This window comes from Actinosynnema sp. NPDC059335 (assembly GCF_042752395.1).
Classification (GTDB): Bacteria; Actinomycetota; Actinomycetes; order Mycobacteriales; family Pseudonocardiaceae; genus Actinosynnema.
The window spans coordinates 1-21,806 of record NZ_JBHYXZ010000024.1; the positions used below are offsets into that span (position 1 = coordinate 1).

General features: G+C 72.3%; 19 protein-coding genes and 1 tRNA gene. 10 read left to right on the top strand and 10 right to left on the bottom strand.

Annotated elements, in window-relative coordinates; translation table 11 throughout:
* On the top strand, positions 1 to 1,357 hold a 1,357-nt coding region (locus ACFXGA_RS10550), incomplete at its 5' end, for a class E sortase (RefSeq protein ID WP_378086369.1).
* Positions 1,357 to 1,515 carry a hypothetical protein gene (locus ACFXGA_RS10555; protein WP_170185175.1) on the top strand — a complete coding sequence of 53 codons (159 nt, stop codon included), beginning with the start codon at positions 1,357 to 1,359 and terminating at the stop codon, positions 1,513 to 1,515. The genes ACFXGA_RS10550 and ACFXGA_RS10555, both read left to right, overlap by 1 nt.
* Positions 1,516 to 1,518: 3 nt before the next feature.
* On the opposite strand, the gene ACFXGA_RS10560 is transcribed toward ACFXGA_RS10555, so the two are convergent.
* Positions 1,519 to 2,874: an FAD-dependent oxidoreductase gene (locus ACFXGA_RS10560; RefSeq protein ID WP_378086371.1), complete on the bottom strand. Its 1,356-nt coding sequence runs from the start codon at positions 2,872 to 2,874 to the stop codon at positions 1,519 to 1,521.
* Positions 2,875 to 2,940: 66 nt separating this feature from the next.
* Here ACFXGA_RS10560 and ACFXGA_RS10565 point away from each other — a divergent pair, with 66 nt between their 5' ends.
* Positions 2,941 to 3,585 (top strand): aminodeoxychorismate/anthranilate synthase component II, encoded by a 645-nt coding sequence (locus ACFXGA_RS10565; RefSeq protein ID WP_378086373.1) that lies wholly within the window; start codon positions 2,941 to 2,943, stop codon positions 3,583 to 3,585.
* A 52-nt stretch (positions 3,586 to 3,637) separates the two neighbouring features.
* Here ACFXGA_RS10565 and pknB read toward each other — a convergent pair whose 3' ends face one another.
* The 7 genes from pknB to ACFXGA_RS10600 all read right to left on the bottom strand — a co-directional run bounded on the left by pknB (position 3,638) and on the right by ACFXGA_RS10600 (position 13,152).
* On the bottom strand, positions 3,638 to 5,644 hold the full coding sequence (gene pknB, locus ACFXGA_RS10570) for a Stk1 family PASTA domain-containing Ser/Thr kinase (RefSeq protein WP_378086375.1): 2,007 nt from the start codon (positions 5,642 to 5,644) through the stop codon (positions 3,638 to 3,640).
* Positions 5,645 to 5,716: 72 nt separating this feature from the next.
* A complete protein-coding gene (locus ACFXGA_RS10575) occupies positions 5,717 to 7,150 on the bottom strand; it encodes a serine/threonine-protein kinase (protein ID WP_378086377.1) in 1,434 nt (477 codons plus the stop codon).
* Complete coding sequence (locus ACFXGA_RS10580; RefSeq protein WP_378086379.1) at positions 7,150 to 8,613, bottom strand: peptidoglycan D,D-transpeptidase FtsI family protein; 1,464 nt, start codon at positions 8,611 to 8,613, stop codon at positions 7,150 to 7,152. The genes ACFXGA_RS10575 and ACFXGA_RS10580 overlap by 1 nt, the downstream gene beginning before the upstream one ends.
* Positions 8,610 to 10,073: an FtsW/RodA/SpoVE family cell cycle protein gene (locus ACFXGA_RS10585; RefSeq protein WP_378086381.1), complete on the bottom strand. Its 1,464-nt coding sequence runs from the start codon at positions 10,071 to 10,073 to the stop codon at positions 8,610 to 8,612. Before ACFXGA_RS10585 ends, ACFXGA_RS10580 begins: the two co-directional genes overlap by 4 nt.
* Before the next feature lie 4 nt (positions 10,074 to 10,077).
* Complete coding sequence (locus ACFXGA_RS10590; RefSeq protein WP_378086383.1) at positions 10,078 to 11,466, bottom strand: PP2C family protein-serine/threonine phosphatase; 1,389 nt, start codon at positions 11,464 to 11,466, stop codon at positions 10,078 to 10,080.
* On the bottom strand, positions 11,463 to 11,924 hold the full coding sequence (locus ACFXGA_RS10595; RefSeq protein ID WP_378086385.1) for an FHA domain-containing protein: 462 nt from the start codon (positions 11,922 to 11,924) through the stop codon (positions 11,463 to 11,465). The genes ACFXGA_RS10590 and ACFXGA_RS10595 overlap by 4 nt, the downstream gene beginning before the upstream one ends.
* 55 nt (positions 11,925 to 11,979) lie before the next feature.
* Complete coding sequence (locus tag ACFXGA_RS10600) at positions 11,980 to 13,152, bottom strand: FhaA domain-containing protein (RefSeq protein WP_378086387.1); 1,173 nt, start codon at positions 13,150 to 13,152, stop codon at positions 11,980 to 11,982.
* A gap of 115 nt (positions 13,153 to 13,267) precedes the next feature.
* Between ACFXGA_RS10600 and ACFXGA_RS10605 the strand changes: the two genes are divergently transcribed.
* The 3 genes from ACFXGA_RS10605 to ACFXGA_RS10615 all read left to right on the top strand — a co-directional run bounded on the left by ACFXGA_RS10605 (position 13,268) and on the right by ACFXGA_RS10615 (position 15,065).
* A tRNA-Leu gene (locus ACFXGA_RS10605) sits at positions 13,268 to 13,350 on the top strand.
* A gap of 450 nt (positions 13,351 to 13,800) precedes the next feature.
* On the top strand, positions 13,801 to 14,418 hold the full coding sequence (locus ACFXGA_RS10610) for a hypothetical protein (protein WP_378086389.1): 618 nt from the start codon (positions 13,801 to 13,803) through the stop codon (positions 14,416 to 14,418).
* Positions 14,419 to 14,432: 14 nt separating this feature from the next.
* On the top strand, positions 14,433 to 15,065 hold the full coding sequence (locus ACFXGA_RS10615; protein ID WP_378086391.1) for an NAD(P)-binding oxidoreductase: 633 nt from the start codon (positions 14,433 to 14,435) through the stop codon (positions 15,063 to 15,065).
* Between the two features lie 122 nt (positions 15,066 to 15,187).
* Here ACFXGA_RS10615 and ACFXGA_RS10620 read toward each other — a convergent pair whose 3' ends face one another.
* A complete protein-coding gene (locus ACFXGA_RS10620; protein WP_378086393.1) occupies positions 15,188 to 16,465 on the bottom strand; it encodes a D-arabinono-1,4-lactone oxidase in 1,278 nt (425 codons plus the stop codon).
* A 73-nt stretch (positions 16,466 to 16,538) separates the two neighbouring features.
* On the opposite strand from ACFXGA_RS10620, the gene ACFXGA_RS10625 reads away from it, so the two are divergent.
* Positions 16,539 to 17,726: an amino acid deaminase/aldolase gene (locus ACFXGA_RS10625; protein ID WP_378086395.1), complete on the top strand. Its 1,188-nt coding sequence runs from the start codon at positions 16,539 to 16,541 to the stop codon at positions 17,724 to 17,726.
* Positions 17,727 to 17,736: 10 nt separating this feature from the next.
* On the opposite strand, the gene ACFXGA_RS10630 is transcribed toward ACFXGA_RS10625, so the two are convergent.
* The gene (locus ACFXGA_RS10630; protein ID WP_378086397.1) at positions 17,737 to 18,405 is read right to left on the bottom strand and encodes a TetR/AcrR family transcriptional regulator; all 669 of its coding nucleotides are present in this window, start codon (positions 18,403 to 18,405) and stop codon (positions 17,737 to 17,739) included.
* A 64-nt stretch (positions 18,406 to 18,469) separates the two neighbouring features.
* Between ACFXGA_RS10630 and ACFXGA_RS10635 the strand changes: the two genes are divergently transcribed.
* The 3 genes from ACFXGA_RS10635 to ACFXGA_RS10645 are packed head-to-tail and all read left to right on the top strand — an operon-like array spanning position 18,470 to position 21,738.
* Positions 18,470 to 19,714 carry a glycoside hydrolase family 1 protein gene (locus ACFXGA_RS10635; protein ID WP_378086399.1) on the top strand — a complete coding sequence of 415 codons (1,245 nt, stop codon included), beginning with the start codon at positions 18,470 to 18,472 and terminating at the stop codon, positions 19,712 to 19,714.
* Between the two features lie 47 nt (positions 19,715 to 19,761).
* Complete coding sequence (locus ACFXGA_RS10640; RefSeq protein ID WP_378086499.1) at positions 19,762 to 20,934, top strand: MFS transporter; 1,173 nt, start codon at positions 19,762 to 19,764, stop codon at positions 20,932 to 20,934.
* 12 nt (positions 20,935 to 20,946) lie between these two features.
* Entirely contained in the window at positions 20,947 to 21,738 is a 792-nt protein-coding gene (locus tag ACFXGA_RS10645) for an SDR family NAD(P)-dependent oxidoreductase (RefSeq protein WP_378086401.1), read from the top strand.
* Positions 21,739 to 21,806 lie beyond the last annotated feature (68 nt).

Below are 21,806 nucleotides of genomic sequence, written 5' to 3' on the forward strand. Positions count from 1 at the left end.
GGCCGCCCGCCGGGCGCAGCGTGACGACGCCGCCTACCCGCTCGAACCGCCGGCGGGCCGGCGCGCGCGCCGTGACGACGCTCACCCGGTCGAGCCGCCGACGCCCGGTCGCCGCGCCCGCCGGGGCGACGAGCCGTTCCCGGCCGACGCGCCGCCCGCCGGCCGCCGGGCCCGGCGCGACGACGTGCCGCCCGTCCCGGTGGACCCCGACAAGACCTCCTACGTCGAGCCGGTGGCGGTCGAGCACCCGGCCCGCCGGGCGGCGCCCTCCGAGGTGGCTGCCCGCCTCGGCGGCGCGCCGGCCCCCGCCGGACCCGGGCGGCCCCGGCCCGCGCCGCCGGACGCGGACGCCACCCGCTACACGAACGCGTTCTCCGGCAGCCTGCCCCCGCCTCCCGGCGCCCGCCCGCCCGGGCCGCCGCGTCGCCCTCGCCCCGTCGACCCGCCCACCGAGGTCATCGCGCCCGTGGACGACTACGACGACGACTACGAGGACTACGACGACGAAGAGGAGTTCTACGAGGACGACGACTACTACGACGACGAGGACGAGCAGCCCGCGCCGCCGCCCGACAGCGTGGCCCGCAAGACCGTCCGCGCGATCGGCGAGCTGCTGATCACGGCCGGCCTGGTCATCCTGCTGTTCGTCGTCTACGAGGTGTACGTCACCGACCTCATCTCGGCGGGCAAGCAGGACGACGCCACGCAGGCGCTGGACGAGCAGTGGAACTCGAACACGGTCGAGTCCGACCCGCAGCGCCACGCCCAGTACGAGCTGCTGGACGGCCAGGCGTTCGCCAAGATGTACATCCCCGCGTTCGGCCCGGACTACAAGTTCTCCATCGTCGAGGGCACCACCGACAAGGACCTGGAGATCGGCCCCGGCCACTACAAGGGCACGGCGCTGCCGGGCGACCCGGGCAACTTCTCCGTCGCGGGCCACCGGGTCGGCAAGGGCGCGCCCTTCAACGACCTGGACCTGCTGAACTCGTGCGACGCGATCGTGGTCGAGACGCAGACCCAGTGGTTCGTCTACCGGGTGCTGCCGAAGTCCGGCGAGGCGGCGACGTGGGCGCAGAAGCAGGCCGACCCCAAGTGCGAGAAGGTCTCGCCGCTCGGCGCGCCCTACGACAAGACCGTCGGCCAGGAGATCGTGCTGCCCACGCAGGGCGAGGTCATCGACCCGGTGCCGCACTTCGAGGGCGAGGTGCCCGCGGCGCAGCAGGTGGCGCTGATGACGCTGACCACCTGCCACCCGCGGTTCTCCGACAAGCAGCGGCTCATCGTGCACTCGGTGCTGACGATGAGCTACCCGAAGGCCCCCGGTTTCGTGCCCGAAGAGATGAAGGAGCAGTGATGTACGGGTGGATCTGGCGGCACCTCCCCGGTCCGCTGCCCGTGCGCGTCCTGGAGGCGCTGGTGCTCGTGGCCGGGGTGGTCGCGCTGCTGATGTTCGTGGTGTTCCCGTGGGCGGAGCCGAAGCTGCCGTTCAACAACGTGACGACGCCCCAGTAGCCGCTACGACCGGCAGATGCCGGTCATCTCCGCCCGGTCCACGACCTTGACCCGGTCGCGGCCGCGGGCGGCGCCGAGGGCCAGCTCGTGCGCGTCCAGCCGGCGCCACCCTTCGACGGTGGTGAACGGCACGGCGCGCTGCTCCAGGAACCGGACCACCGCGTCCGGCTCGCGGGCGGGCGCGGCCGGCAGCCCCGGCGCGTCGGCGAGCAGGCTGGTCACGGTCTCCAGCGCGTCGCCCTTGGTGTGGCCGATGAGGCCGACCGGGCCGCGCTTGACCCAGCCGGTGACGTACACGCCCGGCACGGCGCGCTCGTCCAGGTCGAGCACCCGGCCCGCCCGGTGCGGCACGGTGCCGGAGGAGTGGTCGAACGGCAGGTCGACCAGGGGCGTGGACAGGTAGCCGACGGCCCGGTAGACCGCCTGCACGGGCCAGTCGGTGAACTCGCCGGTGCCGCGCACGCCGCCGTCGCCGGTCAGCTCCATCCGCTCGGTGCGCAGGCCGGTGACCGACCCGGACCCGAGCACCGCCACGGGCGCCTGCAGGAAGTGCAGGTGCAGCCGGCGCGGGCGGTCGCGGACGTCGCGGACCGCCCACTCCTGCAGGGTCTTGACCACCATCTCGACCTGCTTGTTCGACCGGATCGCGGCCATGCTCGCCGCGTCGAAATCGATGCCCTCGGGGTGCACGACCACCTCGACGTTGGGCGAGTGGTCCAGCTCCCGCAGCTCCAGCGGGGTGAACTTGGCCTGCGCCGGGCCGCGGCGGCCGAAGACGTGCACGTCGGTGACCGGGCTGGCCCGCAGCCCCTCGTGCACGGTGTCCGGGATGTCGGTGGCCAGCAGCTCGTCGGCGGTCTTGGCCAGCACGCGGGCGACGTCGAGCGCGACGTTGCCCACGCCGAGCACGGCGACCTCGCGGGCCCGCAGCGGCCAGGTGCGCGGCACGTCGGGGTGCCCGTCGTACCAGGAGACGAACTCGGCCGCGCCGTGGGAGCCGTCCAGCTCGATGCCGGGGATGTCCAGCGGCCGGTCCTTCTCCGCGCCGGTGGCGAAGACCACCGCGTCGTAGAAGTGCCGCAGGTCGTCCAGCTTGAGGTCGACGCCGTACCCGACGTTGCCGAAGAACCTGATCCCCGGCCGGTCCAGCACGCGTTGCAGGGCGTTGACGATGCCCTTGATGCGCGGGTGGTCCGGGGCGACGCCGTACCGGATCAGGCCGTACGGCGCGGGCAGCCGCTCGAACAGGTCGACGCCGACGTCCGTCCCCGACTCGGCCGCGGACTTGGTGAGGAGGTCGGCGGCGTAGATGCCGGCGGGGCCGGCGCCGACGACGGCGACGCGCAGGGAACGGGTCATACCTCCAGGTTAGGTGAGCCTAAGCTCACTTCTGGCGAGAGGTTGGTCACGGCTACGCTGGCGGCCATGCGCGTGCTCGTGGTCGACAACTACGACAGCTTCGTCTACAACCTCGTCCAGTACCTGGCCCAGCTCGGGGTCGAGTGCGTGGTGCGGCGCAACGACGCCGTCGAGCTGGACGAGGTCGACGACGTCGGCGGCGTCCTGGTCAGCCCCGGCCCCAGCACGCCGGACAAGGCGGGCCGCAGCATGGACGTCATCCGCCACTGCGCGGACCGCGGCGTCCCCGTGTTCGGGGTGTGCCTGGGTCACCAGGCCATCGGCGCGGTGTGGGGCGGCACGGTCGACCTCGCGCCGGAACTCCTGCACGGCAAGACCAGCGTGGTGCACCACGACGGCGCGGGCGTGCTGAAGGGCGTGCCCAGCCCGTTCGTCGCCACCCGCTACCACTCGCTGACCGTGCTGCCGGACACCGTCCCGGCCGAGTTCGAGGTGACCGGCCGCACCGAGTCCGGCGTCGTGATGGCCATGCGCCACCGGGAACTGCCGGTCGAGGGCGTGCAGTTCCACCCGGAGTCCGTGCTGACCGAGGGCGGCCACCGGATGCTGGCGAACTGGCTGGCCGTGTGCGGCTTCGAGGTGCCCGAGGCGACCGTGTCGCAGCTGGAGAACGGCATGCGCCAACTCGCCGCGGCGGCCGGCCGGAAGTAGGTCTCGTAAAAAGGCCCCCTCCGCGGTGGAGGGGGCCTTTTTCGCGGGTCCGCTACCGGGTTGAGGTCGGTCCGCCGAGCTTGAAGTCGCCCAGGATCACGTTGATCCGGGCGTTCTTGCCGGCGGGCGCCTCGGGCTTGATCTCCTGGTCCAGGATCTTCTTGTCCTGGCCGATCTCGGAGACCGGCTCGCGGTCGCTCACGGCCAGGTCGTTGCCGGTCCAGCCGGCCTGGCTGAGCCTGCTGCGCGCCTGGTTCTCGGTGAGGCCGCGCAGGTCGGGCATGATGAACTGGTTGTTCTTGGACACGCTCAGCGTGACGACCGTGCCCTTCTCCAGCCGCCCCGGCGCGGGGTTCTGGGCCACGACCTCGTTCAACGGCTCCGGGCTGTCGACGTCCTTGGTCTGCACCTTGAACCCGTTGCCCTCCAGGGTCGCCCGCGCGTTCTCCAGGGTCTGGCCGGTCACGTCCGGCAGCTGCACGGTGTCGGGCGCCTTGCCCAGCGTCACCGTGATGGTGCTGCCCTTGGGCGCGCTGGTGCCCGCCGACGGCGACTGCGAGACGACCTTGCCGACCAGGTTCGGGTCGTCGGTCTCGACGGTCTCGGTGGCCTGCTGGTAGACCCACTGCTCGGCTTCGAGCTTGCGCTGCGCGTCCTGGGGGCTCAGACCGGTGACGCTCGGCACCGGCGCGGCCTGCGGGGCGTCGCCGATCACGAGCTTGACCACGCTGCGCTTGTCGACCTCGCGGTTCGCGGGCGGGTCGGTGGAGATCACCTTGCCGATCTGGTCCGCGGTGCACGTCGGCTGCGGCCCCGGCTGGCACGGCATCGTCTCGACCTCGACGGACAGCTCCTTGCCCTCCAGCTCGGCGCGGGCCGCCGACTGCTCCTTGCCGACCAGCGACGGCACGGTCACCTTCTCCGTCGCCGCCTTGTTGTCGTCGCCGCCCATCAGGGACGTGGTGATCCACGTGGCGAGCGCGAGCACGGCGATGCAGAGCAGGACGACCAGCGCGATCATGATCGTCTTCTTGCGCCGCGCCCGCCGCTCCTCCTCTTCCTCGGCCAGCGGGTCGTACTCGGCCGGCTCGTCGCGCTGCGCCGCCGGCCGGTGCCGGCCGCCGCCGGTGGAGGGGGCGATCTCGGTGCGCGGCGCGGACGACTGGTTCAGCACCGCGGTGCGGTCCTCGGCCGTCATCACGGCGGGCGCCGACGGCCGCTGGCCGGACAGCACGCGCACCAGGTCCGCGCGCAGCTCGGCGGCCGACTGGTAGCGGTTGGCCGGTCCCTTGGCCATCGCCTTCAGCACGATCGCGTCCAGCGCGGGCGACACCTTCGGGTTCAGCGCCGACGGCGGCTTCGGGTCCTCCCGCACGTGCTGGTAGGCCACCGCCACGGGCGAGTCGCCGGTGAACGGCGGCTCCCCGGTCAGCAGCTCGAACAGCACGCAGCCCGACGCGTACACGTCGGACCGCCCGTCCACCGCCTCGCCGCGGGCCTGCTCCGGCGACAGGTACTGGGCGGTCCCTATCACGGCGGCGGTCTGGGTCACCGCGGCCTGGCCGTCGTGCACCGCGCGCGCGATGCCGAAGTCCATCACCTTCACCGCGCCCGACCGGGTGATCATGACGTTCGCGGGCTTCACGTCCCGGTGCACGATCCCGTGCCGGTGGCTGAAGTCCAGCGCGGCCGACACGTCGGCCATGACCTCCATCGCCCGCTTGCCCGACAGCGGGCCCTGGGTCTTGACGATGTCGCGCAGCGTCCGCCCGTCGACGAACTCCATGACGATGTAGGGCAGCGGGCCGTACTCGGTCTGGGTCTCACCGGTGTCGTAGACCGCGACGATGGCGGGGTGGTTCAGCGCCGCCGAGTTCTGGGCCTCGCGACGGAACCGCTCCTGGAACTGGGTGTCACGGGCGAGGTCGGCGCGCAGCACCTTGATGGCCACGTCCCGGCCGAGCCGGACGTCCCGGCCCTTGTGCACCTCCGACATGCCGCCGTAGCCGAGGGTCTCACCCAGTTCGTAGCGGTTGGAGAGCAGTCGCGGAGTGCTCATCAGTGCTTCGTCCCGCTCCTCGTCAACGGTCTCACCATCAAGCCTTGCGTTCGCTGTCGTACCGTTCGCGCGTCATGTCGGTACACACGTCACCGTGACCCGTGAGCCGATCGCAACCTCACCGGTCGGCGCCAGGTCCGTCACCAGGCACCGCTCCGGCTCCCGCGGCGCACCCCCGTCCTCGGAATGCACCTCGGGCGCCAGGCCGTGCCCGGAGAGCCGCTTCGCGACCTCGTCCACCGGCAGGTCGACGAAGTCCGATTTCGTGATCGTCACCTTCGGTTTGCCGGGGAGCCGATCGGTCGAGTCGTCCAACGGGCGGGCGCTCGTGGTGCCCTGCTGCGTCGCCCCGCCGGGCACCTCGTCCTCCTTCAGCGCCCAGCGCAACACGACCACGCCGAGCACCAGCAGCGCGACCACCAGCAGAGCGACCATAACCCACAGCACGACCCGGTTGCGCCCCGGAGGCGGTGGACCCGCCGGCAACGGACGGAAAGCGCCCGTGTGCGGAGTGTTCAGGGCCGGTGGCACCGGTTGCAGGCCGGGTCGCGACCCGGGGTGGGTCACCGGGTTGCCCGGGTGGTGGTGCTGGGGATGGGCCGGGGGCGGCGTCATCGGCGCGACCATCGGCGCGCCGACCGCCATCGCCAGCCCGGACGGCGCGGGCAGCGGCTGGCCGGCGCGCACCGCGCTCACCGCGGACGCGAACTCGCCGCCGTTGCGGTACCGCTGGCGGGGGTCCTTCACCAGGGTCGCCTCGATCAGCGCCCGGGGACCCGGCGGCACGTCCGGCGGCAGCGGCGGGGCGATGTCGCGGATGTGCATCATCGCGACCGTCACCGCGTTCTCCGACAGGAACGGCCGGTGCCCGGTCAGGCACTCGTAACCGCACACGGCCAGCGCGTACACGTCCGACGCGGGCTCGGCGGCGTGGCCGAGCGCCTGCTCCGGCGCGATGTAGTGGGCGGTGCCCATGACCATCCCGCTGTGCGTGACCGGCGCGGCGTCGGCGGCCTTCGCGATGCCGAAGTCGGTGATCTTCACCTTGCCGGTCGGCGTCACCAGGATGTTGCCGGGCTTCACGTCCCGGTGCACCAGGCCGCGCTCGTGCGCGGCCTGCAACGCGTTGCCCGCCTGCTCCAGCAGGTCGAGCGTGCGGTCCGCGCCGAGCCGGCCGCGGGCGATGATCGCGGCCAGCGGCTCGCCCTCGACCAGCTCCATCACCAGGTAGGCGGTGTCCTCCGGCCCGTCCGGGACCGACGCCGTCTCGCCGTAGTCGTGCACCGCGGCGATGCCGGGGTGGTTGAGCGACGCGGTGGTGCGCGCCTCGATCCGGAACCGGTTCAGGAACTCGGCGTCACCGCTCAGCTCGGCCTTCAGCACCTTCACCGCGACCTTGCGGTCGAGCCGGGTGTCGTCGGCCTCCCAGACCTCGCCCATGCCGCCGACGGCGATCCGCCTGGACAGGCGGTACCGCTCGGCGAGCAACTGGCCGGAGGTCAGCATCAGCGTCCCCCGAGGTAGGCGCCGATGACCGCGCGGCCGATCGGCGCGGCGACCCGGCCACCCGTGGCCGACAGGCCCTGCTGCCCGCCGTTCTCCACGATCACCGCGATCGCGATCTCGGGCTTCTCGGCCGGCGCGAACGCCACGTACCAGGCGTGCGGGTTGGTCGAGCGCACGTCGTCGCCGTGCTCGGCGGTGCCCGTCTTCGACGCGATGGTCACGCCGCTGAGCTTGCCGCCGCCGCCCGTGTTGTTCTCCGAGGCGATCATCATGTCGCGCAGCGCGTTGGCCTGCGCGGGCTCCATCGCCTCGTCGACCTCGTCCGGCTTGGTCTCGCTGATCGCCTGGAGGTCCGGCGCGAGGATCTTGCCGATCAGGTGCGGCTGCATCCGCACGCCGCCGTTGGCGATGGTCGCCGCCAGCACCGCGTTGGCCAGCGGCGTCACCCGGACGTCCTTCTGGCCGATGCCGGTCTGGTAGATCGACGGCTTGTCCGCCATGGGGCCGAGCGTCGAGGGCACGACCGACAGCGGGATCTTCAGGTCCTGCTCGCCGATGCCGAACTTGGCCGCCTGGTCGCGCAGCTTCTCCGGGCCGAGTTCCGCGGCCAGCACCGCGAACGCGGTGTTGCACGACTTGGCCAGCGCCTCCTGCAGGGAGGCGGTGACGCCGTTGCCGCAGGTGGTGTCGTTGAAGTTCGGCAGCGGGGTGTTCGTGCCCGGCAGCGTGATCACCGGGCGGCCGTCGACCTCGCTGTCCTTGGTCTTGCCCTCGGCCAGCGCCGCCGCGGTCACCACCAGCTTGAACGTCGAACCGGGCGGGTAGTTCTCGTGCACCGCGCGGTTGAGCATCGGCTTGGACTCGTCCGCGTCGTAGGCGGTCCACGCCTCTTCCTGCACGTCCACGTCGTGGCTGGCGAGCACGTTCGGGTCGTAGGACGGGGTGCTCGCCATGGCCAGGATCTCGCCGGTCTGCGGCCGGATGGCCACCACCGTGCCGGTCACGCCCTGGAGCCGCTCGAACGCCGCCTGCTGGAGCTTCGCGTCGATGGTGAGCTGGAGGCTGCCGCCCTTGGGGTCGCGGCCCGTGATCAGGTCCGACACCCGGCGCGCGAACAGCCGGTCGTCCGAGCCGTTGAGCAGGTCGTCCTCGGCGCGCTCCATGCCGCCCGCGCCGTACAGCGTGGAGAAGTAGCCGGTCACCGGCGCGAACGCGGGGCCGTTGGCGTAGGTGCGCAGGTAGCGCAGCCGGTCGTCGACCCGCTGCACGCTGGCCAGCGGCGTGCCGTCGGCGGAGATGATCTGGCCGCGCTCCCGCGAGTACTGGTCCAGCACCACCCGGCGGTTGAGCGGGTTCTTGCGGTAGTCGTCGGCCTTGATGACCTGCACGTACGTCGCGTTGCCGAGCAGCAGGAGCATCATCGCCATCATGGCGAGGCCGACCCGGCGGAGCGGTGTGTTCATTTGGGACGCTCCACCATGACAGTGAACTGGTCGGCGATGGCCGGCTGCTGCGGCCGCGGCTTCGGCGTGGACTTCGGCGCGCGCGCCGCGTCCGAGATGCGCAGCAGCAACGCCACCAGGATGTAGTTGGCCAGCAGCGACGACCCGCCGTAGGACAGGAACGGCGCGGTGATGCCCGTCATCGGGATCAGCTTGCTGACGCCGCCGACGACGATGAAGATCTGGAACGCCACCGCGAACGCCAGGCCGCCCCCGAGAAGCTTGCCGAACGTGTCGCGCACGGCAAGCGCGCTGCGCAGGCCGCGCATCGCGAACACGGTGTAGATCAGCAGCACCGCGGCCAGCCCGACGAAGCCCAGCTCCTCGCCGATCACGGCGGTGATGAAGTCGGTGTTGGCCTCGGGGATCTGGTCCGGCCGGCCGCCGCCCAGTCCCGCGCCGAACAACCCGCCGGTGCCGAGCCCGAACAGCGACTGCACGATCTGGTAGCCCGCCCCGGACGGGTCGGCGAACGGGTCCAGCCAGTTCTGCACCCGGATCTGGACGTGGCCGAACAGCTTCCACGCCACGACCGCGCCGACGCAGAACATCACCACGCCCAGCACGACCCACGCGGCCCGCTCGGTCGCCACGTACAGCAGCACCAGCACGATGCCGAAGAACAGCAGCGAGCTGCCCAGGTCCTTCTGCAGCACCATGATGCTCACGCCGACCGCCCACGCGGCGACCAGCGGGCCCAGGTCCCGGGCGCGCGGCAGGTCCAGGCCGAGGATCCGGCGGCCGGCGATGGTGAACAGGTCGCGCTTCGACACCAGGAACGCGGCGAAGAAGACCATCAGCAGGATCTTCGCGAACTCGCCGGGCTGGATGGAGAACGCGCCGAAGCTCAGCCAGATCTTCGCGCCGTTGATCTCCGGCGCGATGAAGCTCGGCAGCACGCCCGGCAGCACCAGCGCGACCAGGCCCAGCAGGCCCGCGGTGTAGCCGTAGCGCGCCAGCGTGCGGTGGTCGGACAGCACCTTCAGCGCGGTGCAGAACAGCACCAGCGCGATCGCCGTCCAGAGGACCTGCTTGGGCGCGGCGGGCGACCACACCTGGTTGCCGGGCAGCTTCACGTCGGCCATGGCCAGGTCGATCCGGTGGATCATGACCAGGCCCAGGCCGTTGAGCAGCGCGACGCACGGCATGATCACCGGATCGGCGTAGGGCGCCCATTTGCGCACCGCGAGGTGCGCGACGGTCAGCAGGCCCAGGTAGGCCAGGCCCAGCCACACGATCCGCATGGTCAGTTCCTGCTCCTGGTTCGCCTCGACCAGGATCAACGCGCCCGTCACGAGCGTGGCGGCGAACGCGAGCATGAACAGCTCGGTGCTGCGTCGGGTGGGCGGCCTCAACCCGGGCGACGTGCTGCTCGCCGCCGCGAGCGGTGTGCCCTCAGCGCCGGGGACCGGCGAACCCATGCGACTACTGACCCTTTCGGCAATCCGTGCCCGGCTTCTGCACGGGCGTGGTGAGGGGGGTTCCCTCCGCGGTGGTGGACGTGGTCGCCCCGGTCGGGGTTGTCGTCGGGGGCGCGGTGGTGGTGGACGTCTCCGTGCCCGTAGACCCGGTGCTGTCCTTCGGGCAGAACGGCAGCGTCTGCTCGGTGCGCAGGCGGCGGATCGCCTCGCGGGCGCCCTCCAGCCCGTCCACGTCGGTGATGCCGTTGCGCACCACGTCCCGGGTGGCGACCTTCAGGTCGTCCACCGTGATCGGCTCGCACGCCTGCGCGCCGGGCGGGCACGAGCCCTCCACCTGGCGGTGCAGGTCGAAGCCGAACACGCTGCCGGTGACGCCGCGGAACACCGCGACCTCGCCGTTGTCCGCCGTGCCCACGTAGTACTGGCGCAGCACGTACCAGCGCGTGCCCAGACCCGCCGCGGCCAGCAGCAGGAGCAGGAAGACCACCAGGCCGAGCGCCTTGAGCCGGCTGCCGCGCGACCGCCGGGGGTCCGGCGGGGGCATCGGCTCGACCCGCGGCGGCAGCGGTCGGGGCCCCGTGATGGAACTCGCCCGCGAGGCGGGCGAGTCGGGTGGTGGCGGGTCTTCGCTGCCGTCTCCGGCGGCGCCGCCCACTATCGGCGCGTCCTCCCCGAAGTCGACGTCGACCACGTCGGCGACGACGACCGTCACGTTGTCGGGGCCGCCGCCCTTGAGCGCCAGCTCGATCATCCGGTCCGCGCACGCCTGCGGGTCCGGGATGCGGATCGCCTCTTCCAGCGTCTCCATGCTGACCACGCCGGACAGGCCGTCCGAGCACAGCAGGTAGCGGTCGCCCGGACGGGCCTCCCGCACCATCAGCCTCGGCTCCACCTCGTGGCCGGTCAACGCGCGCAGCAGCAGCGACCGCTGCGGGTGCGTGGCCGCTTCCTCCTCGGTGATCCGTCCCTCGTCGATCAGCGACTGGACGAACGTGTCGTCGTGCGTGATCTGCGTGAACGTGCCGTTGCGCAGCATGTACGCGCGGGAGTCGCCGATGTGCACCATGCCCAGCCGCGAGCCCGCGAACAGCACGGCGGTGAGCGTGGTGCCCATGCCGTCCAGGTCGGGGTCGCTCTGCACGAGCTCGGAGATCGCGCCGTTGCCGGCGATCACCGCGTCGCGGAGCTGGCCGAGCAGGTCGTCGCCCGGCTCGTCGTCGTCGAGCGGGGCCAGGGCGGCGATGACGACCTTGCTGGCGACCTCGCCGGCGGCGTGGCCGCCCATGCCGTCGGCGAGCGCGAGCAGGCGGGGACCCGCGTACACGGAGTCCTGGTTGTTCGAGCGGACCAGGCCCCGGTCGCTGCGGGCCGCGTATCGGAGGACGAGGGTCATGAGCGCAGCTCGATCACCGTTTTGCCAATTCGGATCGGGGAGCCGAGCGGGACCCGGAGTGGGGCCGTGACCTTCGCCCGGTCGAGGTACGTGCCGTTCGTGGAGCCGAGGTCCTCCACGTACCAGTCGGTGCCGCGCATCGACAACCGCGCGTGCCGGGTCGACGCGAAGTCGTCGTCCAGCACGAGCGTGGAGTCGTCCGCGCGGCCGATCAGGATCGGCCTGCCGTCCAGGGAGATGCGCGTGCCCGCCAGCGCGCCGTGGGTCACGACGAGCTGCCGGGCCGCCTTGGTGCCCCGGGCGGCTTTGTTAGCGCCCCTGCCGAACTTGGGCGTCGGGACGCGGAGCCCCGACGCCGCGTACAGGTCGGAGCGGACCACTCGAAGCGCAGCCAACACGAACAACCAGAGCAGGACGAGGAAACCCGCTCTGGTCAGCTGCATCACCAGCTCTGGCACCGGTTGTAACCGCTCCTGACTTGAGTGCCGTCACGCCTTCGCCCGGATCGACGACTCAGCCCTGGGTGCGGTAGACCAGCGAGGAGTGGCCGATGCGGACGACGTCGCCTTCCGCGAGCTGCCAAGTCTGCACTGGAGTGCCGTTCACCGTGGTGCCGTTTGTCGAACCGAGATCAGCGAGCATGGCACTGTGCCCGTCCCAGGTGATCTCCAGGTGCCTCCTGGAGACGCCCGTGTCGGGGAGCCGGAAGTCCGCTTCCTGGCCGCGGCCGACCACGTTGCCGCCCTGCTTCAGGTTGTAGGTGCGATTGGAACCGTCGTCCAGGTGCAGCGTCGCGTTGAGCTGGCGCGGGCCGGACTGGACGGCCGGCGGCGCGTAGCCCTGCCCCGGGTCGCCGTAGCCCTGCTGCCCGTAGCCCTGGTCGTAGCCGGGCTGCCCGTAGCCCTGCTGGCCGTAACCCTGGTCGTACCCGGGCTGCTGGCCGTAGCCCTGGTCGTAGCCGGGCTGGCCGTACCCCGGTTGGGGCTGGCCGTAGCCCTGGTCGTACCCGGGCTGCTGGCCGTAACCCTGGTCGTAGCCGGGCTGGGGCTGGCCGTAGCCCTGGTCGTAGCCCTGCTGGCCGTAACCCTGGTCATAGCCCTGCTGCTGGCCGTAGCCCTGGTCGTACCCGGGCTGCTGCTGACCGTACCCCTGCTGGTCGTAGCCCTGCTGCTGCTGGCCGTAGCCGCCCTGTGCATAGGGGTCGTAGGCGGGCTGGCCCTGTCCTTGTCCGTAGCCGGGAGGCTGGCTCATGGATCCGTCTCCTGCAGTGCGAGGTGGTGCTGACCGTCGGCTGGCAACTTTCACGTCGGGGTCGACGGACGAGCTGGTTCGGAACTGTCCCGTGTGCAGCGCGTCGGAGCGCTCCAGGGAGACTACGACGTCACCATAGGTGTCCCATCCGCTCTCTTCGAGGTGCTCCCGGATGGAGTCCCCGAGAAGCTGGGTGATGCGTAGTTCATCCTGGCCGTCCCCGGCAAGCCGGTCGTGGTCCTGCGGACCCAGCAGGACCTGGAAGTGGTTCGGAGCGAGCAACCTGCCACCCGCCAACTCGCGGATGTTGCTCTCCGCCTCCCGCTGCAGTGCCTGGGCCACTTCCTGCGGGACGACGTTGCCACCGAACACCCGCGCGAAGGTGTTGCCCACGATGCCTTCGAGACGGCGCTCGAAGCGCTGTACGAGGCCCACGGCAACCCTCCGACCCGGTCGACTTCCACCCCGATCGTATCCGGGGCGACGTGCCGGTACACGGGGCAATTGGTAACCCGGACGGGGACCGTGCTAGTGTTCTCCACGTCGCTCCGGGCGAGTGGCGGAATGGCAGACGCGCACGGTTCAGGTCCGTGTGTCCGAAAGGACGTGGGGGTTCAACTCCCCCCTCGCCCACAAAAACCGGAAGTCCCATCCACGATCGTGGGTGGGACTTCCGGTTTTTCGCGACCTCCCGGAATGCCGGCCGCGTGATGTCTGTCACCCGGGTGGTCCGCGGCCGAACGTGAGGGTCGTTGGGGCGGTCGGTCGATTTGGTGCGGCGAGCGGTCGGTCGGGTGCTCGGCGGGCCGGCCACCGAAGTCGGTTCGGCGGTCGATCCAGGCGAGCGACGCACACGCTGAGCAGCCTTCGGCGGTCCGCGGGGGCGTGGGGTCACCCAGACGGCAGCACCGCCGGACCGAAGTCGCTCCGCCGGTCGCCGACCGGTTACCGACCGCTCGACGCCGTCGATCGCAGGACGCCGATTGGCTCGGGGGTGCGAACGGTCCCACCTGGTACGCCTTACCCAGAGCACGAGTCGAAACGCGGCGGACAGCCCGCCGTGGTTGCCGAGGAGGCCCTGGCGTGAGCAGCACACCAGCACGGATCGCGGACACCGACGACACCAGGGCGCTGTCGGCCACCGCGATCCCGGTTCCCGAACTGCCCGGCTCCGTCGAGGAGCTGGCCGCCTCCGCGGCGGTGCGCCTCGGCTGGCACGGCGTGGTGCTGCCCGAGATGGTCCTCATGGGGCGCAAGGTCATCGTGGTGGCCGAGCTGCTGGCCGACGCGCACGCCGAGCGGGTGTGCCTGGGCGCGGGCCCGGAGACGGACCGCACGACGGTGTCCACGTGGGTCTGGCCGGAGATGGACGGCCGCGTGCCGCCCGCCGCGGTGCGGATCGTGGGCGTGCTCGCGGTGGCCCGGCACTGGCGGACCGCGCTGGCCTCGGCGGTGCCGTTCGCCCGCTTCGGCAACGCCGCCGCGGTGCTGCCGGCGTCGGTCGTGTTCACGCACGACTACCTGGCCAACTGCCTGCCGCGGGTGCGGCGCTACGGCGTCTCGGTCCTGCTGGCCGACGAGGACCTGCAGCTCAGCACGGACGTGGCGGGTCGCAACGAGACCGTGCCGGTCGAGGACACCGCGACCACCCGGTGGGTGAACGAACTGGTCTACGAGCGGGTGCTGGCGACCGCGTCCTGACCTACGGTCGGACCATGCGGGTAGTGATCGCGGGTGGGCACGGCAAGATCGCGTTGTGGGTGGAGCGGCTGCTGGCCGCGAGGGGCGACAGCGCCACGGCGCTGGTCCGCAACCCGGACCACCACGGGGACGTCCTGGACGCGGGTGGTGTCCCCGTCCACTGCGACCTGGAGGCGACCGACGTCGCTTCGGTCGCGGAACTGCTGACCGGCGCGGACGCGGCCCTGTTCGCCGCGGGCGCCGGACCGGGCAGCGGGGTGGCGCGCAAGGACACGGTGGACCGCGCGGCGGCGGTGCTGTTCGCCGAGGCGGCGCAGCGGGCCGGGGTGCGGCGGTTCGTCCAGATCAGCTCGGCCGGCATCGGCCGGACCACGGGCGACGAGGTGTTCGACGCCTACCTGGCGGCCAAGGGCGCGGCCGAGGAGGACCTGCGGGGCCGCGACCTGGACTGGACGATCCTGCGGCCGGGCCGGCTGACCGACGACGAGCCGACCGGGTTGGTCGAACTGGCCGAAACGCCCCTACGGGGTTCCGTACCGAGGGGCGACGTGGCGGCGGTCGTGCTGGCGCTCCTGGACCGCCCGGGCACGGCGCGCCGGACGTACGAGCTGATCGGCGGCGACACCCCGATCGCCAACGCCTTCTAGGCGCACCGCGCCTCCGCAGCCGTCCGTCGCGCACGTCCGCGGCGGCGCGCGCACCTCGGCGGTCGGCGTGGACCGGACCGGCGTGCCGTCCGCCCGGTGGCCGGCGGTGCGCCACCGGGCGGTCAGCCGAGGACGCGGTCGAGGTAGTCGTTGGTGAACTTGCCGGTCGGGTCCACCTCGGCCCGGACCCGGCGGAAGTCGTCGAAGCGCGGGTAGCGGTCGCGCAGGGCGTCGGCCGCGAGGCCGTGCATCTTGCCCCAGTGGGGCCGCCCGCCGACCGCGCCCGCGATCCGCTCGAACGCGTCGAAGTACCGCCGGTACGGCATGCCGAGGTACTGGTGGACGGCGATGTAAGCCGTGTCACGCCCGTGCGCGGTGGACAGCCAGATGTCGTCGCCCTGGGCGACGCGCACCTCCACCGGCACGATGACGCCGTGGTCGAGCCCGGCGACGGCCGCGCGCAGCTCGCGCAGCACGTCGTGCAGGGCCGCCCGCGGCACGGCGTACTCGCTCTCCACGAACCGGACCCGGCGCGGCGTGACGAAGACCCGGTGCGAGACGTCCCGGTAGTCGCGCTCGGACACCAGGGACCCGCACACCCGGTTGAGCGCCCTGGTGGTCGCCGGCACGGCCTTCGCCAGCCGGCAGACCAGCCCGAAGGCGGTGTTCTCCATCACCTCGTACTCGTAGAACCGGCGCAGCGCCGACAGCGGCGCGGCGGGCTCGTCCACCCGGTTGTTCCGCTTCACGATCACCCGGTCGGAGTGCGGGAACCAGTGGAACTCCACGTGGTCCTCGACCGCGGTGAGGTGGTCGAACTCCTCCAGCACCGCGTCGAGCCGGCCGGGGAACTCGCGCGCGTGCAGCACGAACGCGGGCACGCAGCGCAGCGTCACGGTGCTGATCACGCCGAGCGCGCCGAGGCCGATCCTGGCCGCGTGGAACAGCTCCGGCCGTTCGTCGGCCGAGCACCGCACGAGCGACCCGTCGGCGAGCACGAGTTCGAGCGCGACCACCTGGGTGGCCAGGCCGCCGAGCTTCGCGCCGGTGCCGTGCGTGCCGGTGGAGATGGCGCCCGCCACGGTCTGCGCGTCGATGTCGCCGAGGTTCGCCATGGCCAGCCCGAGCACGTCGAGCAGGGCGTTGAGCCGGCGCAGCGTGGTGCCGGACCGGACCGTGACCAGCGTGCCGGACACGTCGACGATCCCCGTCCACGCGTCGAGGTCGATCGCCACGCCGGGCGCGACCGCGATGCCGGTGAACGAGTGCCCGCTGCCGCGCGGCCGCACGCGCGACGCGCCCGCCACGGCTTCGGCGAGCGCGTCGACGCTCGCCGGCCGCTCCACCCGGTGCGGGTCGGCGGACGCGGTGCGCGCCCAGTTCGTCCACGGGGACCCCAATGCCCACCTCCGGGTGTGACGCGTTCCACGCACCGTAGGTGAAAGCTATTCACCTTTCAAGTACCGTGAGCCCATGCAGCACCGCACGCGCCTGGACGCCGCGACGGAGGAGCACGACCCGCCGTTCGCGATCGTCGACCTGGACGCCTTCGACAGCAACGCGGCCGACCTCGTGCGCCGCGCGGGCGGGCGGCCGATCCGGGTGGCGAGCAAGTCCGTCCGGGTCCGCGCGCTGCTGGAGCGGGTGCTCGCGCGCCCCGGGTTCGCGGGCGTCATGTGCTACTCGCTGGCCGAGGCGCTGTGGCTGTCGTCGGTCGACCTGTCCGAGGACCTCCTCGTCGCCTACCCGACCACCGACGCCGGCGCGCTCAAGGACCTCGCCAAGGACGACAAGGCCCTGGCCAGGACCACGATCGTGGTCGACTCGACCGACCACCTGGACCTGGTCGACGCCGTGCTCGGCGCGGGCCACCCCGAGATCCGGGTGTGCCTGGAGCTGGACGTGTCGTGGCGACCCGTGCCGGGCCTGCACGTCGGCCCGCGGCGGTCACCCGTGCACACGGCGCGCGACGCGCGGGCCCTGGCCGCGGAGATCACGCGCCGGCCGGGGTTCCGACTGGTCGGCGTGATGGCCTACGAGGGGCAGATCGCGGGCCTGGGCGACCGGCCGCCGGGCCGGCCGGTGCGCGGCGCGGTGCTGCGCTGGATGCAGCGCCACTCCGCCGCCGAGCTGGTCGAGCGCCGCGCGCTCGCGGTCGCCGCCGTGCGCGGGGTCGCCGACCTGGAGTTCGTCAACGGCGGCGGCACGGGCAGCCTGGAGATCACCGCCGCCGACCCGTCCGTCACCGAGCTGGCCGCCGGGTCCGGGCTGATCGGCCCGACCCTGTTCGACGGCTACCGCGGTTTCCGGCCCAGGCCGGCCGTGCTGTTCGCGCTGCCGGTCGTGCGCCGGCCGAAGCGGCACGTGGCCACGCTGTTCTCGGGCGGCTACGTCGCCTCCGGCACCGCGACCCCCGACCGCCAGCCCACGCCGTACCTGCCGGTCGGCCTGAAGCTGCTGCCGCTGGAGGGCGCGGGCGAGGTGCAGACCCCGGTGGTGGGCCGGGCGGCCGACTCGCTGCGCCTCGGCGACCGCGTGTGGCTGCGGCACGCCAAGGCGGGCGAGCTGGCCGAGCGGTTCACCCACTACCACGTCGTGCGCGGCGACGTGCTGGAGCGGACCGTGCCCACCTACCGGGGTGAAGGACACTCGTTCGGCTGAAACTCCGCGGCTAGTCCGGGAGCCGGGTCGACAGGTAGCCGCGGACCATGGCCTTCGCCTCGTCCAGGATCCGCTGGTCACCGGCCGGGTCGCGGCGGAACGCGAGGTTCAGCACGCCGTCCGCCGCCTCGACCGCGATCGAGATCGGCAGCTCCAGCTCGGCGAACGGGATGTCGAACTTGGCCGAGATCATCTCCGCGATGCGGTCGGAGATGACCGTGTTGTTGTCGCGCCGGTCGTCCAGCAACCGCATGTCGACCACGTCGCCGAAGTGCAGCTTGCTGAACGCGGGCACCTCGCGGTGCATCGACACGTAGACGTCGAAGATCGAGTCGACGGCGTCCCACCAGTGCTCGAGGGTGGTCGAGGTGAACCGGCCGTCCACCGTCTGGATGAACTTCTCCAGGTTCCGCAGGGTCAACGCCTGCACGACCGCCCGTTTGTCCGGGAAGAACTGGTAGAGCGAGCCGACCGCGACACCCGCGCGCTCGGCGATCAGTGTCGTGGTGACTCCGTCGTACCCGACCTCCTCGATGAGCTGTGCGCAGGCTTCGAGCATCCGCTCGACGCGCTTGGCGCTGCGCTGCTGCACCGGCTGCCGGCGCAGCGGGGTCGTACTGGTCACGGCGACTCCTGCTGACTGGGTGGCGGGTCTCCATAGTGCCCGGTGGTGGACCATTCCACTTCACTTCGCCGCGCAACACGCCTACGATCCGAACAACTTTCATGTTTGGGAGGCTCACGTGACGCTGTCCACCGACTCCCCGGGCGCCGACGACTTCCTCTGGGGCGTGTCGACCTCCGCCTTCCAGATCGAGGGCTCGTTCACCGCCGCGGGCAGGCAGCCGTCGGTGTGGGACGCGTTCCCGGCGTTCGAGGGGCAGGACGCGTCCACCGCGTGCGACCACTACCGCCGCTACCGCGAGGACATCGGGCTCATGCGGTCGCTCGGCGTGAACGCCTACCGGTTCTCCGTGTCGTGGCCGCGGGTCCTGGCCGGTGACCTGGCGTTCTACGACCGCCTGGTGGACGAGCTGCTGGACTCCGGCATCGCGCCGGTGGTCACGCTGTACCACTGGGACACGCCGCTGGCCGTGGAGCAGGCGGGCGGCTGGCTCGCCCGCGACACCGCCTTCCGCTTCGGCGAGTACGCCACCGAGGTCGCCGCACGCCTCGCCGACCGGGTCGCGCTGTGGATCCCGATCAACGAGCCCGCGATGGTGACGCTGCTCGGCTACGCGACCGGGCAGCACGCGCCGGGCAAGACCCTGCTCTACGACGCGCTGCCCACCGCCCACCACCTCAACCTGGCCCACGGGCTCGCCGTGCAGGCCCTGCGCTCGGCCGGGGCGCGCGCGGTCGGCACGGCCAACAACCACACGCCCGCCTGGCCCGCGACCCCGGCGGACGCGCCGGCCGCCGAGGCGTACTCGGAGCTGCACAACTGGCTCTACGCCGACGCCCAGCTCGCCGGGCGCTACCCGGACGCGCTGGCCGACCGCTTGCCGATCGTGGACGGCGACCTGGCGATCACCTCCGCGCCGCTCGACTTCTACGGCGTGAACTACTACAACCCGACCCGGCTGCGGCAGCCGTCCGAGGGCAACCCGCTGCCGTTCGAGCTGGTCGACATCGACGAGTACCCCAAGACCGGCTTCGGCTGGCCCGTCGTGCCGTCCGGGCTGTCGGAGATGATCTCCCTGCTGCGGGCGCGCTTCGCCGACCTGCCGCCGGTCCACGTGACCGAGAGCGGGTGCAGCTACCCCCACTCGCCGGAGGACACCGAGCGGATCGAGTACCTGGACGCGCACATCGAGGAAGCCCTCAAGTCCGGCGTGCGCGGGTACTTCGTGTGGTCCCTGCTGGACAACTTCGAGTGGGACTCCGGGTACTCGCAGCGGTTCGGCCTGGTCCACGTCGACTACGCGACGCAGCAACGCACCCCGCGTGCCTCTTACGAGTGGTACCGCGATCGGATCAGGCGGTGACCGCCGAGGCGTTGGCGGAACCGGTCGTCCCGGTCCGCCGGTCGTGGATGACGTGGCTCTTCCTGGCCAACCTCGGCCTGTGGCTCGCCATCTACGCGCCGATCCAGGTGCTGCTGCCGCAGCAGGCCGAACTGCTCGACGCGGCCGGCAAGGAGGCGGTGTTCGGCCTGGTCACGGGCGTGGGCGCGCTCGTGGCGCTGGTGGCGAACCCGCTGATCGGGCTGTCGTCGGACCGCACCACGTCCCGCTTCGGGCGGCGGCACCCGTGGACGCTGGCCGGCGCGGCGACCGGCGCCGTCGGCTTGGCCGTGCTGTCGTCGGCATCCTCCGTCGGGGTGATGGTGCTCGGGTGGTGCCTCGTCCAGGCCGGGTTGAACGGGATGCTCGCGAGCCTCACCTCCGCCGTGCCCGACCGGGTGCCCGTGCGGCAGCGCGCCAAGGTCGGCGGGCTGGTCGGCATCTCCCAGATGCTCGGCACGGTGCTGGGCGCGGTCGTGGTGACCGTCCTGGTCAGCGGCCTGGCCGCGGGGTACCTGGCGTGCGCGGCGCTGGTCGTGGCGGGCGCGTGCGCGTTCGTGCTGATCACCCCGGACGCCCGGCTGCCGCGCGCCGACCGGCCGGTGCTGCGGTGGCGCGAGCTGTGGGTCTCGCCGAGGCGGCACCCGGACTTCGCCTGGGCGTGGTGCGCCCACTTCATGATCAACCTGGGCAACGCGTTCGGCACGCTCTACCTGCTGTACTTCCTCGGCGACGTGGTGCGGCACCCGTCGCCCGAGGACGGCCTGCTGGTGTTGATGCTGCTCTACGGCGTGGCGCTGGCGATCGGCGCGTTCGCCGCGGGCGCGCGGTCGGACCGCACCGGCCGCCGCAAGCCGTACGTGCTGGTGTCGGCCGCCGTGATGGCGGCGGCCGCGCTGCTGCTCGTCGCCTGGCCGACCTGGACGGCGGCCCTCGTCGCCGCGCCGCTGCTCGGCGTCGGCTTCGGCGGCTACTGGGCGGTGGCGCTCGCGCTGCTCACCCAGGTGCTGCCGGCCGCGTCCGACCGCGCCAAGGACCTCGGCGTGCTCAACATCGCCAACTCGCTGCCGCAGGTGGTCGCCCCGCTGCTGACGACCTTCGTGCTGGCGTCGCTCGGCGGGTACCGCGGCTTGTTCGCCGTCTCGGCGTTCGCCACGCTGTGCGCGGCAGTGCTCGTGACCAGGGTCCGTTCGGTGGCATAGGGGGAGTGGCAGGTGCGGTTGTCGGGAAAGGTCGCCGTCGTGACCGGCGCGTCGCAGGGCATCGGCGCGGCGACGGCCCGGACGCTCGCGGGGCGCGGTTCGGTTGTCGTGCTCGTGGCACGCGGCGGTGAAGCGCTGGACGAGCAGGTCGAGCGGATCACCGCGACCGGTGGAAGTGCGCTCGCCGTGTCGGCCGACCTCGCGGACGTCGAGCAGATCCGCGCGCTCGCCGCACGGGTGACCGCCGAGGTCGGCGTGCCGGACGTGCTGGTCAACAACGCGGGCGTGGGCCGCTGGCTGTTCCTCGACGACACGCCGACCGCCGAGCTGGCCGGCATGATCGCCCTGCCGTTCACCGCCGCGCTGCACCTGACCAGGGAGTTCCTGCCCGGCATGCGGGCCCGCGGGTCGGGGCGGGTGGTCACGGTGAACTCGCCGGTGTCCCGGCTGCCGATCCCCGGCGCGACCGGGTACGCGGCCTCCCGCTACGCGTTGCGCGGGCTGACCGCGGCGCTGCGGCTCGACCTGCGCGGCACCGGGGTGGGGGTGACCGAGGTCGTGCCGGGCAAGGTGAGCAGCCGGTACTTCGTCAACAACCCCGGCGCCGAGGAGCGCATCCCCGGCGTGGCGCGGCTCATCCCGGAGGTGACGCCGGACGCCGTGGCGGACCGGATCGCGCGGGCGCTGGAGCGGGAGCGCGACGAGGTGGTCTTCCCGTGGCAGCTCAAGGCGTTCGACGTGGCCGGCCGCGTGGCCCCGGGGCTGACCGGCTACCTGGCCTGGCTGACCGGCACGCACCGCTGAGGAGCGGTCGAATCGGCCCCGATGCCCGCGCCGCCTCCGCGGGACCACCCGGCCATGGGGGGGCCGCG